Source organism: Flavobacterium sp. (genome assembly GCF_046153165.1).
Lineage (GTDB): Bacteria > Bacteroidota > Bacteroidia > Flavobacteriales > Flavobacteriaceae > Flavobacterium.
Window position 1 is genome coordinate 1 of sequence record NZ_JBJXEN010000104.1, and the last position, 13,193, is coordinate 13,193.

The following is a 13,193-nucleotide window of genomic DNA, read 5'->3' on the forward strand; positions in this document are numbered from 1 at the left end:
AAAGCAACCAAGCATTAATTGTAAAAGTTACTTTAACAAACGGTCAAACAGTTGTTAAGAAGATTGTTTTCTAGAGAAATTTAAAAAATAATAATTTGGTATTTTCACATAAAAACTGTCTAAAGAATATTTTTTAGAGGTTTTTTTTGTTATTACAGTTTTTTTAGAATAAAACTACATCCATATTCGTAATTATAATTTTGAAATCTTAATATTATGTTCTTTTTTTTTGAAAAAAGATACCTTTGCAAAAAAAATAAAAAAATAAAAAAACCATGAAATTTACATTACTTTTCACCTCTTTATTTTTATTTCTTAATGTTAATTCACAATGCATATTTCCAACAGGAGCAACTCAAAATGGTACTACACAAACTTTTTGTGTAAACAGTCTTCCACAGGGTCAGGATGTAACTAATGTAAAAGGGAATAATTATGTTTTAGTTAATGTAGTTAAAGGATTTACTTATTCGTTTAGTGTTGGAGATGTTTTTTCAACAGACTCAGAAAATCTAAATATTTATGACACATCTAATGTTAATATTGGATATGCCTCTGGTGCAATAGGAACTTCTATTTCAAATTGGGTCGCTCCATTTTCTGGACAAATAAAAATTACTTTGTCTTATGGTGTTTGTAACTCTTCGAGTACAGTAGGTAAAACAATTACGTTAAGTTTAATTAGTGTTGGGAATTCCTTTGATAATCAAAATGCATTTGGAACAAATACTTGGATTGGACATGTTTACAATTGGACAGGAAGCGCACCTCCTGGGGGGACTTCATCTACAACTCCAGTCGCTACTTTCCCATTCAATCCTGAGAATTATGTTGGATATTATGCAGTTCCATCAGAGCCTTTTTCAGAATTATTTGGAGGAAATGCCAACTGTTTTCCTTTGTTAAGCGCTGGATTAGCAAGAACATCTATCTATACCGAAACCTATGCAGTTCGTTATAAAATGAAGTCTACAAGACCTGCGGGTTGCTATATAGCCACTTTTAAGGGAGATGATGGTATTAGATTGTATGTAGATAATCAATTGGTTTTTAATCGATGGGTTGAACAGTCTCCAACTAATTATTTCAATGTTTTTATTTATCTTGATGGAGATGCAGACTTAATTTATGATTTTTATGAAAATGGAGGACAAAATGAAGTACAATTTAGCTTAGCACCTTTTGATTCAGCGTCTAATACAATTTCATTGATAGGAAGTAATCCCGTTTGCAATAATGTAGCACCAGGATTATTTGATGGTTCGACTTATGTGTATAATGGAGGGTCAATAAATCCAACTATTGGTTTCCAATGGCAAGTTTCAACCAACAATATTACTTTTTCAGACATTGCTGGAGCTACAGCAGAAGATTATTCGCCACCAGCGACAACGACCGCAGGGACATTGTATTACCGAAGAGTGGTTTCAGCTTCTGCAAATGCAGCTAGTTGTCATTTTCCAAGTAACGCCATCGCAATTATAACTAATGCTGTTGGAACAACAATCACACCAGTTGCAATTGCTGGAACAAATGCAACTTGTTCACAATTTTATGCCAATTGGAATGCAGTTTCGGGAGCAAGTAGTTACGTGTTAGATGTCTCTACTGTTTCAAATTTTTTAACAGTTCTGCCAGGTTATAACGCTTTAAACGTAGGTAATGTTACAAATTATTTAGTTACAGGATTAACTGCTAATGTGGCATATTATTATAGGATTAGACCAATTCTTGCCTGTGGTGTAGGGAAGTTTTCGAACACGATTACGTACGGCACATTAAATGTTAATAAACCGGCAAATCCAACTGCTTCGGCTGTTTCTTGTACCTCTTTTACTGCTAATTGGGTAACACAAACCAATGCAACTAGTTATGAGTTAGATGTTTCTACAGAAAGTAGTTTTGCTACATTTTTGCCAGGATATAATAGCTTAAATGTGGGCAATATTACCAGTTTTTCAGTAACAGGATTGCCAGTAATAAGTCCGTTATATCTTAGAATTAGAGCTGTTAGCCCTTGTGGAGTTAGTTTGAGTTCAAATACAGTTACAATTTCAACAGGAACAACTTGGAATGGATCTGCATGGTCAAGTGGAACGCCAGATTTAACAAAGTTTGTAGTAATTGAGGGCAATTATGACATGACTACTTTGCCAAGTTTTGATGCTTGTAGTGTTCAGGTTAAGAGTCCGTTTGTTTTAAAAGTAGATAGTAATAAATACGTTAATATTCAAAATGGTTTAACTGTAAATTCAGGAGCCAATGTTATCGTTGAAAATGACGGATCTATAGTTCAAATTAGTAATACAGGCATAAATACAGGAGCAATTTCTATAAAAAGAGATGCTAAACTTAGACTGCAAGATTACTCATATTGGTCAGCACCAGTAGGAAATGCAGCCGTGGGAACATTCCCAGTACAAAGTATATCTCCGCTTACTCCTTCAGGATACATTTTCAAATGGGGAACAACTGCCGCTAACGCAAATGGAGGGGAAGGAACTTGGGTAAACACTACCGAAAATATGGTTCCTGCAAAAGGATATATTCTTCGTGCTCCTAACGGATTTACTAATGCTACAACAAGTGTCCTGAATGTTAACTTTGTTGGAATACCCAATAACGGAGTGTATAGCCCAACTATTTTTAGAGGAAATGATTACTCAGGAATTGGCGCTCAAGGAATTTTGAAAACTGCTACTGATGACAACTGGAATCTTATAGGAAATCCTTATCCATCCTCTATTGCGGTAAGTAGTTTTTTAACATTACCAGCCAATAGTAATATTCAAGGGTTTGTAAAAATCTGGACTCATGGTCAATTGCCTTTTAATTCAGTAAGTCCTTTTTATCAAAGTTATACTTCAAATTATTATCCCAATGATTATATATCTGTAAATTTGACCGCTGCCACAATTGGTCCTGGAGATTACAATATAGGTGCTGGACAAGGATTTATGGTTTTGATGAATCCAGGATTAGCAGGTTCTAGCACAGTAACTTTCAACAATGAGATGCGAAGTGCTACATTTGCTAACAATCAATTTTACAGAAATAGTAATGTTATTAAATCAACAGCAGTTACGCAGGAACAACATAGAATTTGGTTAGATTTAGTAACTCCAACAGGATCAGTAAACAGAACTGTTGTGGGCTATGTAGCTGGAGCAACACAGGATGAAGATCGTTTATATGATGCTTTTACAGATAATAAAGCTAGTCAAAATTTTTATTCCTTGATTGAAAACAAACCAATGGTTATACAAGGTAGAGCTCTGCCATTTAATGTAAATGATATAGTAACTATGGGGATTCAAATTCCTACAAACGGAATTTATACTATTGCGATTGCTGCAGTTGATGGATTGTTTACAGGGAACGGACAAAAAATTTATATCGAAGATAAATTATTAAATACAGTTCATGATTTAACTGCTTCTACATATCAATTTTCAGCAACACAAGGAATAACAAATGATCGTTTTGTATTGCGCTATACTAATGAAACATTAAGCAATACTGATTTCAATTTAAGTGAAAATGAAGTTACTGTTTTTGCATCAAATAATGAAATCAAAATAAATTCTAGTTCAGAAAACATCAAAAATTATACAGTTTATAATGTTTTAGGACAAACACTGTCAGAAAGAAATAATGTAAACACAAATCAATCTGTGGTAAGTTCTATTCAAAAAAGCAACCAAGCATTAATTGTAAAAGTCACTTTAACAAATGATCAAACTGTAATTAAGAAAATAATTTTCTAAAACTTTTAGTCACAATAACAACAAGGTTTTCAAAAAAGCTGTCTAATTAGGGCAGCTTTTTTGTTTTTCATAGAGAATCTATGATTACAGTTTTTGTTGAAAACTTATATTTATCATCTCAAAGAAAACAACTATTTTTACTAAAAATAATTACATATAAAATGAGTGCAGAAAAAGAAGCTAAATTAAAAGCATTACAGCTTACATTAGATAAATTAGATAAAACTTACGGTAAGGGAACTGTAATGAAAATGGGTGACAAAGCCGTTGAAGAAGTAGAAACTATTTCTTCAGGTTCATTGGGACTAGATTTAGCATTAGGAGTTGGTGGTTATCCACGTGGACGTGTAATTGAAATTTACGGACCAGAATCTTCTGGAAAAACAACCTTAACTTTACACGCAATAGCTGAAGCTCAAAAAGCAGGAGGAATTGCTGCATTTATAGATGCAGAACATGCTTTTGATAGAAATTATGCTGAAAAATTAGGTGTTGATATTGAAAATTTAATTATCTCTCAACCAGATAACGGAGAACAAGCATTAGAAATTGCAGAGAACCTAATTCGTTCTGGCGCAATAGATATTGTTGTTATCGACTCGGTTGCAGCTCTTACTCCAAAAAGTGAAATTGAAGGAGAAATGGGAGATTCTAAAATGGGTCTTCATGCACGACTTATGTCACAAGCTTTAAGAAAATTAACAGGAACAATAAGCAAAACAAATTGTACAGTATTTTTCATCAATCAGTTGCGTGAAAAAATTGGTGTTATGTTTGGAAATCCAGAAACAACAACGGGAGGAAATGCATTAAAATTTTATGCATCAGTTCGTTTAGATATTCGCCGTTCGACACAAATAAAAGATGGTGAAAATGTACTAGGAAATAGAACGAAAGTAAAAGTGGTAAAAAACAAAGTAGCACCACCTTTTAAAACTGCCGAATTCGATATTATGTACGGGGAAGGTGTTTCTAAAACAGGAGAAATTCTTGACCTTGCAGTAGAGTTTGAAATTATTAAAAAAGCAGGTTCTTGGTTCAGTTATGGAGACACAAAATTAGGACAAGGGCGTGATGCAGTAAAAGGATTAATAAAAGACAATCCTGAATTAGCAGATGAACTTGAAATAAAAATAAAAGATTTTATCAAAGAATCTAATAAGTAGTAAAAAAACCCAAAAGAAATTTTGGGTTTTTTTATTTTCATACGCAACCTATTTTGCGTTTTTGTATCTTACGAGTATAAATTTAATTGTTATGAAAAAATTAGGATTATTAATTATAGTTATCTTTAGTATTATTAGTTGTAATACAGATGTTCAAGGAGATAAATTTCATTTAGAATTATTGCCTATAGATAGCGCAGTTCTACCTGTGGAATTTAAAAAGGATAGCCTTTACGAGTTGCCATTTAATTATATTCGACCTAGTACGTGTCATATTTTTGAAGGGTTTTACTATGAAAAAAATTTAAATGTTAGAACAATTGCAATACAAACAAGCGTTATAGAACAAAGCAATTGTACGGCAGCAACGGTAAATCCAATCACTGAAATTTTGAAATTTAAACCAACAACAGAAACAAGTTATGTTTTTAAGCTTTGGAAGGGAACAGATGCAAATGGAGCTGATATTTTTCAAGAAATCACAATTCCAGTTGTACCATAATAAATAATTAAATTTGAGCTTATCAGCACTCATACAAGGATGTCTAGAAAAAAATACCAAGTCACAAGAACAATTATATCAGCTATACGCGGGTAAACTATTTTCTGTATGCTTGAAGTATTCGAGAAATTATGCTGAGGCTGAAGATAATTTACAAGATGGTTTTTTAATTATTTTTGATAAAATAGGGCAATATAAATTTGTAGGTTCGTTTGATGGTTGGGCAAAACGAGTAATGATAAATAACGTTTTGCAACAATACCGAAAGACTCCGTTTCTAGAACTTGTAAACGATGTTATAGATGATACACCGATAGAGATAGATGATAACAATGTGAGTCTTGACTTTTTGCTTAAAATCATTCAAGAATTACCAGACAGATACAGATTAGTGTTTAATTTATATGTCATGGACGATTATTCACACAAAGAAATATCCGAAATGCTCGGAATCACGATAGGAACGAGTAAATCTAATTTGGCAAGAGCCAAAATGTCATTAAAAGAAAAGATAGATCAATCACAAGAAAAAACATTTCCATCAGCAAAATGAGTGAAAGAAAAAATATAGAACGTTTGTTCCAAGAAAAGTTCAAGGATTTTGAAGCCACGCCTTCTTCGCAGGTTTGGGAGAACATATCAACTCAACTTGAAAAAAAGGAAAACAAAAAAAGAGTAATTCCGTTTTGGTTTAATTTAAAAGCCGCAGGAATTGCTGCTGCGCTTGTAGTGGGATTTTTTACGGCGAATAATTACACAAATACATTTAAGTTTAACAAAAGTAAAAACACAGAAAATCTAGTTTTAACAGAAAAAAATAAGACAGAAACTTTACAAAACAATCAAAATGTAAAGATTAACAATGAGATTGTTGAAAGCCCAAAAAATGAAAATTCGACGACAAATAAAGATATAGAAAAAAATATAATTTCAAGCAGAAATAATTTAGTTGTAATTAAAAACAAGAATATTTCGGCAGATAAAAATAATTCAATAGTTGATAATTCAAACAATCATAATTCGGTTGCAACCAAAGCCCAAAACAAAGATATTTCTATAAGTAGTAATCAAGATATTAAAAATGATTCGCATCAAAATAATTTTATTATTGCCAATCAAAATAACAACAATAAAGTTTCTTCCTCGAATAGGAATACAAATTTTGGCACAAAAAAACCATCAAATACAATTTTAGTTTCTTCTGAATCTAACACCAATAATAAAGAAGCTTCAAACAAATCTCCTTACGTTATTAAAAAGAGAAAATCAAATCAGAAAAATAATATAAATATTCTTGACAGCTCTAGTGAAATAGAAATTGCCAATAATTCTGAAAACAGAAGCACAAAAAATAAACATTCAAAACAATCAGTTTCAAATAAAAATAAATCTTTTATTCTTAATCAACCTTCTGAATCTTTAGTTCAAAATAATAATACTAAAAACACCAATTTTCGAACTAATTTAGAGGAAAACACTAAAGAAGAAAATATAAATTCTCTCGATGTAAACTCTAATTCTTCGATTGCAAATACAACAAATGCAAGCACAACTCTTCCAGAAATAATTACAAAAGATTCGATTATTGTTGCTGTTGTTGAAGAAAATCCTCTAGAAAAAATTCTGAAGGAAAAAGAAACTAAAGAAAAAGAAGAGAAAAAAATTGCTGAAAACACTCAAAAATGGAAAGTAAAACCCAATGTTGCGCCATTGTTTATGAGTGCGACACAAGGATCTCCAATAGACAACCAATTTGCAGACAATGCTAAAAGTTATGAGAATACTTTGAGTGTAGGTTTAGGAGTCGATTATGCGGTTTCTAAAAAGCTTTCCATCAGAACAGGAATAAATAAATTTGATTACAGTTACAACACTAATGATATTGTTTATTATGCTGATTTTGCTTCAAAAAATGCTAATTCCGTGAGTAATTTAAAAACAATAAATGTGGCATCCGATGCAAAAAATATGATTATTGAAGATAAAAACATCTCAAAATCTAAAGAAATTGCATTTCAAGCAAAAGATGAAGGATTGCTAAACCAAAAAACGGGTTATTTAGAAATCCCTGTTGAGGTTTCTTATAAATTATTAGACAAGAAATTTGGAATTCAAGTTATCACAGGATTTAGTTCTCTTTTATTAAATAAAAATGAAGTTTCTGTAATTTCATCTGGACTTACAACAATTGTTGGAGAAGCAAATAACTTGAATAAAGTACATTTTAGTACTAATATAGGATTAGGTTTCAAATACAGTTTTTGGAAATCATTTGAAGCTAATTTTGAACCAACGTTCAAATACCAACTCAATACATACAATGCTAATTCTGGTGGATTTAAACCTTATTTATTGGGATTGTATTCTGGAATAAGTTTCAAGTTTTAAGCTATGTTGCTTTAGCTTACATTTTAGTTAAGTTGTCGTTACTATACTTTGTAGTAACAAGTGGAAAAGTGCCTTGCCAAGGCACTTTTTTATTTTACAGCTTCAAAATTTATAAGCTCATCGTAAATAACATTTCTAGCCTCAGTTTTTATTGTTTTTCTATCATCTAAAGTCTTGTTTGCTGTTTCTATAAAATGTAACATTTTAGCTCTCATTTTACCAGGACTTCCACTAAAAAAAGTGTAAGAATATCTTTTTTTGTTATCAGGAAAAACTAAAGGAACAATAGGCAAATGATGCTCTATAGCCAATCTAAAAGCACCATCTTTAAACTCATCTAATACAATCGACTCATCGTCTGGAACTTTTCCTTCAGGGAAAATACAAATACTTAAGCCTTGATTAATTCGTTTTTGGGCACGAGCAAAAACTTCGGTTCTGCTTTTAGGATTGTCTCTATCAACTAAAATGCAAGTACGTTTATAAAAAAACCCGAACAAAGGTATTTTTACTAATTCTTTTTTCCCAACAAATACAAACGGATTTTTTACTACAACAAGCATCAACATAATGTCTGTCATCGATGTGTGATTAGCAATAAACATATAGCTTTTCCCAGATTCAATATCTTGTTCTTTCTCGATTTTGTAATAAAATCCCATGCCAAACAAAATGATTTTTGCCCAAATTCTTGCTAATTTAAAAAAGTAAGGATACCAAGTTTCTTTTAGTATCGAAATAAAAAGTAATGGAAACATTATTATAATAGGAACCCCCATTACAATATAAAACCAAACACGCCACAAAACCCAAAAAATAATTTTAAATAATCTCATAGCATCAAAAATAAGGAATTGCTTTATAAATTTGATAAAAGAATTAACTTTGTATGAAAATTAAAAATTAGCCACAGTATAAATGGGATTTATTCAAAATTTCTGAAAAGTCTTTTTATCACTATGGTAAAAAATAAAAAAAATGGCAAGAATACTTACAGGTATACAAAGCACAGGAACACCACATTTAGGTAACTTATTAGGCGCAATTATTCCAGCGATACAATTGTCTGCTAAACCAGAAAACGAATCATTTCTTTTTATTGCCGATTTGCATTCGATTACGCAAATAAAAGACGGAAAAACATTAAGAGAAAATACTTACAGTACAGCTTCAGCTTGGCTTGCTTGCGGTTTAGATATTAATAAAGTTATTTTTTATCGTCAGAGTGATGTACCGCAAACAGCTGAGTTGTCTTGGTATTTGAGTTGTTTTTTTCCATTTCAAAGGCTAACATTAGCGCACTCATTTAAGGATAAAGCTGATAGATTAGAAGATGTAAATGCAGGATTATTTACCTATCCAATGCTTATGGCGGCAGATATTTTACTTTATGATGCAAATATTGTTCCTGTAGGAAAAGATCAATTACAGCATATTGAAATCACACGTGATGTAGCTTCACGTTTTAACCATCAGATGGGAGAAATATTTGTTTTACCTGAAGGAAAAGTTCAAGAAGATACGATGCTTATTCCTGGGACAGATGGTCAGAAAATGAGTAAATCAAGAAATAATATTATCAATATTTTCCTTGATGACAAAGCCCTTCGCAAACAAGTTATGAGTATTGAAACCGATAGCACACCACTTGAAGAACCTAAAAACACAGAAACATGTAAGATTTTTGCTTTGTATAAATTATTAGCAAACGAAGCGCAAATTGTTCAAATGCAGGAAAATTATAAAAATGTTAATCGTGATTTTGGTTATGGTCACGCTAAACAGGCTTTCTACGAATTGATTATCGAAAAATTTTCGACAGAAAGAGAAAAGTATAATTATTATATGAATAATTTATCTGAGCTTGAAAATATTTTGAAATCTGGATCCGAAAAAGCGACTGTTGTTGCTACTGGGGTTTTGAATAGAGTTAGATTGAAATTAGGATTTGAAGTTTACTAGATTATCAAAATATATAAAAAAAATAGGGTTTTAAACCCTATTTTTTTTGATCTAATCTACATATTCATAATCCAACTTTGCGGATTTAGTTTTGTAGTATTCTGGAAAATCAAGAATTTTAAAATTGCTTTGTTAGTAAATGCATTAAAAAATACTTCACCCAAAACTTGTTTTGTCGAAACTTTATCACCTATGTGAACATATACTTTTCCTATGTTAGAATAAGTTGTGATATAATCTCCGTGACGCACTACAATAGTGGCACTTCCGTTTGGAGCCATTTGCACATTACTAACTTCTCCTGCAAACACAGAACGTGCTTTTGCACCTCGTTCTGAAGAAATTTCAATACCACTACTTTCTATCATGATCGATGGTTCTAAGAGGCTTGGTTGTCTTCCAAATTTCTTAGTCAGTAATCCTTTTTCTACTGGCCATGGCAAGCGTCCACGATTGCTCTTAAAATCGTTTGCTAATTCTTTAGCTTCAGGAGTTAATACAAACGTTGTTGTATTTGTTGTGTTACCTGCTTTTTTATTGGCTGCAGCAATAGATTCTCTAATTAATCTATCAATTTGTTTTTCTATTGCTTTAGATTCCTTTTGTTTTTTCCTGATTTCTGCAATAATTTTACTTTTATCTTTCTTAATAGAATTTAAAAGTCGCTCTTGTTCTTGCTTATCTTTTTCTAGTTGTTGTTTTTCTTTCTCACCTTCAACAATTAATTTTACTTTTTCTTGTTTTTGAGTAGAAAGTTTGTTGTTATAGCGTTCTAATTCGATGGTTTTTGCTTTTATTTCTTCACCTTGCAATTTTCTAAAACTAGAATACTGCTTCATGTATTGTGCTCTTTTGTAGGCTTGTAAGAAATTTTCGGATGAAAGTAAAAACATCGCTTTGCTTTGCTCAGATCTGCTTTTGTATGACTTGACAATCATTTTTGCATAATCTTCTTTTAGAATTTTTAAATCTTTATTTAGCTTATTTACATTAATTTGATTAATGTACATACTATTTCCTAAAACCTTGGCTTGTTTTGCTGTTGTGTTAATCAGTTTTTGTTGCAAATTAATTTTTGCAGTTTGTTGCACCACAACTTTTACCACCGATTTTTCTTTCGTTTTCTGACTTTGCAACAACCTTTCCTGTGCTCTAATTTCTTCTTGCAATCGTTCTTTCTGCTCTTCGAGTTTTCGTTGTCTTTCTTCTTCCTGTCCCCAAGAGAGAGAAGTTGAGAGGATTAGCAGAAAACAAATAATATATTTTAACATCCTAAAATTGTATCTAATTATTATAATTTGATTTGATCGTAGCCACCTGGAACGCTATACGGAAATGTTAAATCTTCGTTGAATGTAGCGTTTTTATATTCGATAGTAATATTAGTGGTTTTATTATCTTGATTTGCAAAAATAAGAAGTTCTCCTGGTAAAACACATTCTGGATACAAATTATAATTAGAATAATTAACCATCATTTTTCTTTCCGGTGTTTTTTGAATAATCTCTTGACGCTTTAACCAAAAAGAATTTATATCAAAAACGTAACCTTTATTGAAATTTTCTTCTGATGTTTCTTCTAATTTAGGAGATCCTTCTTCCATAGAAAGCGAATAATTTCCTTTAGATAAATCGTCGATAGCTTGACCTAGTAACATATTTTGAGCTTTCTGAAAATCTAAATCTGTTCCTAACAAGTTGCTTAATGTATTATAATCTCCTTCAAAAAATTTACCACCTATTTTTTCGTAATAGCGAACTTGAGTAGGTGTAATTATGGCTTTTGCCATGGTAATCCCTATCATTTTTATACTAACAAGAATAATTTCGTCCTTTTTTATTCTTATATCTGCAGAAAAACTTAATGATTGTTTTTCATCTGCATAATCGATATTTGCCTTGATATATGCTGTTTTAAAATCACGTTTTATAGCATAATGGTTTTTTATAATATTCGAAACTGTCGCCGTAGTTCCTGATGTTACAGGCTGTGGCGCAATTATTTTTTGCTTCGACTTGCAAGACAATAAAGCTAAAACTAATAAAAAAGGGATTATTCTACGCATTATTTTTGTTTTGTTTTTAGATTGCTGGCTCTAGCCAAATATTGATCACTTTTTTGGTTATTTCCAAGCCCTTTTGAAGCTTCGGCCAATTGATTAAGAAAATCAATTTCCAGATCTACATTATCTATTATATAATCAAGTCCAGATTCTAGAAAAGCATTTGCTTTTTTATACTTTTTTAATTGATTTGATACTTTCCCAGCAAAAAAATAATATTCTGGCTGGTTGGGAAAAGTGTCTATTAGTTCTGAAGCTTTGGTTTCTAAAATTTCAAATTTACTGTTTTCTTCATATGAAGCTAACAAGAATAAATTTGTTTCTAAATCGGTATTTGATGCTTTTTCTAGGTTTTTTATAGCCAAATCCCAATTTCTCTTTTTATAATAAAACTTGCCAATTTCTTTATAAACATTAAATTCTGAATCATTTTCAAAATAGGCTGTTGCCTTGTTTAGTTCAGTCTCGAAAGTTGGATTTTTTAATGCAAAAATGAGAAACTCATTATACATTCTGTATTTAACTTTTTTATCTATTTTAGAGCTATTTAAAACCATTTCTAAAGATTTTACAGCGCTATTCCCGTCATTATTATTAATGTGATATTTGTATAAAAAAACCTGTGCCCAAGTCGAATTTGGAATATTTTTTTCTAATTTTTGAGCAACTTGAAACGCTTTTTCTTCCTGATTATTATCAGTATACATATAAATTAGAGAAAGGTAATTTTCTTCATTATCAGGTGATTGCTCTATAGCTTTCTCTAATGTGTTTTTATCCGACGAATTTATTTTAGTTTGGGAAGTGATTTGTAAACGATATCTATCTCTAAGTTCCGTGTTGCCTACGTTTTCGTCTAACTCATTAATTAGTACTAAAGCTTTATCAAACTGTTGCGTGTACATATAAAGAGATACTAGGTCTTCTTTATATTTTTTGTCTAACGGAATTATTTTTTGTACAATACTTAATGCTTGATTATAATTTTTAGTTTGATAATATATTTCATACAAATCGATCAAATACCATTTATTTTTTGTGTCGAGTTGTGTTGCTTTTGCAAAAGCTTGCTCGGCATTTTGATAGTCTTTCTGAAAAAAATAATTTTTACCTAATTCATGATAAATTACGGCATTATCTGGTTGAATTTTAATACATTTTTCGAGAGAAACAATTGCTTTATCATAATTTTCTATCCCTTTTTGAATAAGTGACTCGTAATAAGATTCTTGAAAATCATCTTTTTCTAATGCTACGTCTTCTGGTTGGGTTTGTGCCAATACGTTTGCAGAAATGATACACATTCCGAAAATAAACCATTTTATATTTGACACTTTTTTATTCAT

The 13,193-nt window shown here is 31.0% G+C and carries 10 protein-coding genes; 6 read left to right on the top strand and 4 right to left on the bottom strand.

All coding sequences use genetic code 11. From position 1 onward, the window contains the following. Positions 1-275: 275 nt before the first annotated feature. The 5 genes from ACKVOV_RS12525 (at position 276) to ACKVOV_RS12545 (ending at position 7,823) form a co-directional block, all read left to right on the top strand. On the top strand, positions 276-3,767 hold the full coding sequence (locus ACKVOV_RS12525) for a T9SS sorting signal type C domain-containing protein (RefSeq protein WP_409207098.1): 3,492 nt from the start codon (positions 276-278) through the stop codon (positions 3,765-3,767). A gap of 161 nt (positions 3,768-3,928) precedes the next feature. Continuing rightward, a complete protein-coding gene (gene recA, locus ACKVOV_RS12530; protein ID WP_409207099.1) occupies positions 3,929-4,933 on the top strand; it encodes a recombinase RecA in 1,005 nt (334 codons plus the stop codon). Positions 4,934-5,024: 91 nt separating this feature from the next. Further along, positions 5,025-5,435, top strand: coding sequence for a hypothetical protein (locus ACKVOV_RS12535; protein ID WP_409207100.1), 411 nt, complete (start codon positions 5,025-5,027; stop codon positions 5,433-5,435). Positions 5,436-5,448: 13 nt separating this feature from the next. Next, complete coding sequence (locus tag ACKVOV_RS12540) at positions 5,449-5,988, top strand: RNA polymerase sigma factor (RefSeq protein WP_409207101.1); 540 nt, start codon at positions 5,449-5,451, stop codon at positions 5,986-5,988. Beyond that, positions 5,985-7,823 (top strand): hypothetical protein, encoded by a 1,839-nt coding sequence (locus tag ACKVOV_RS12545; RefSeq protein WP_409207102.1) that lies wholly within the window; start codon positions 5,985-5,987, stop codon positions 7,821-7,823. Before ACKVOV_RS12540 ends, ACKVOV_RS12545 begins: the two co-directional genes overlap by 4 nt. 89 nt (positions 7,824-7,912) lie before the next feature. Here ACKVOV_RS12545 and ACKVOV_RS12550 read toward each other — a convergent pair whose 3' ends face one another. Beyond that, positions 7,913-8,659, bottom strand: coding sequence for a lysophospholipid acyltransferase family protein (locus ACKVOV_RS12550; RefSeq protein ID WP_409207103.1), 747 nt, complete (start codon positions 8,657-8,659; stop codon positions 7,913-7,915). A 142-nt stretch (positions 8,660-8,801) separates the two neighbouring features. Here ACKVOV_RS12550 and trpS point away from each other — a divergent pair, with 142 nt between their 5' ends. Then, complete coding sequence (gene trpS / locus ACKVOV_RS12555) at positions 8,802-9,785, top strand: tryptophan--tRNA ligase (RefSeq protein WP_409207104.1); 984 nt, start codon at positions 8,802-8,804, stop codon at positions 9,783-9,785. Positions 9,786-9,841: 56 nt separating this feature from the next. On the opposite strand, the gene ACKVOV_RS12560 is transcribed toward trpS, so the two are convergent. From ACKVOV_RS12560 to ACKVOV_RS12570, 3 genes are read right to left on the bottom strand one after another with little or no spacing between them, the layout of a single operon-like run. Further along, positions 9,842-11,056, bottom strand: coding sequence for a murein hydrolase activator EnvC family protein (locus ACKVOV_RS12560; protein ID WP_409207105.1), 1,215 nt, complete (start codon positions 11,054-11,056; stop codon positions 9,842-9,844). A 20-nt stretch (positions 11,057-11,076) separates the two neighbouring features. Further along, the gene (locus ACKVOV_RS12565) at positions 11,077-11,850 is read right to left on the bottom strand and encodes a DUF4292 domain-containing protein (protein ID WP_409207106.1); all 774 of its coding nucleotides are present in this window, start codon (positions 11,848-11,850) and stop codon (positions 11,077-11,079) included. Further along, positions 11,850-13,193: a tetratricopeptide repeat protein gene (locus tag ACKVOV_RS12570; protein ID WP_409207107.1), complete on the bottom strand. Its 1,344-nt coding sequence runs from the start codon at positions 13,191-13,193 to the stop codon at positions 11,850-11,852. The genes ACKVOV_RS12565 and ACKVOV_RS12570 overlap by 1 nt, the downstream gene beginning before the upstream one ends.

Bases quoted from the DNA above. Each gene is read 5' to 3' on its own strand.
- trpS (WP_409207104.1), top strand. From the start codon at position 8,802: ATGGCAAGAATACTTACAGGTATACAAAGCACAGGAACACCACATTTA.
- ACKVOV_RS12545 (WP_409207102.1), top strand. From the start codon at position 5,985: ATGAGTGAAAGAAAAAATATAGAACGTTTGTTCCAAGAAAAGTTCAAG.
- ACKVOV_RS12535 (WP_409207100.1), top strand. From the start codon at position 5,025: ATGAAAAAATTAGGATTATTAATTATAGTTATCTTTAGTATTATTAGT.
- ACKVOV_RS12550 (WP_409207103.1), bottom strand. From the start codon at position 8,659: ATGAGATTATTTAAAATTATTTTTTGGGTTTTGTGGCGTGTTTGGTTT.
- ACKVOV_RS12560 (WP_409207105.1), bottom strand. From the start codon at position 11,056: ATGTTAAAATATATTATTTGTTTTCTGCTAATCCTCTCAACTTCTCTC.
- ACKVOV_RS12525 (WP_409207098.1), top strand. From the start codon at position 276: ATGAAATTTACATTACTTTTCACCTCTTTATTTTTATTTCTTAATGTT.
- ACKVOV_RS12570 (WP_409207107.1), bottom strand. From the start codon at position 13,193: ATGAATAAAAAAGTGTCAAATATAAAATGGTTTATTTTCGGAATGTGT.
- recA (WP_409207099.1), top strand. From the start codon at position 3,929: ATGAGTGCAGAAAAAGAAGCTAAATTAAAAGCATTACAGCTTACATTA.
- ACKVOV_RS12565 (WP_409207106.1), bottom strand. From the start codon at position 11,850: ATGCGTAGAATAATCCCTTTTTTATTAGTTTTAGCTTTATTGTCTTGC.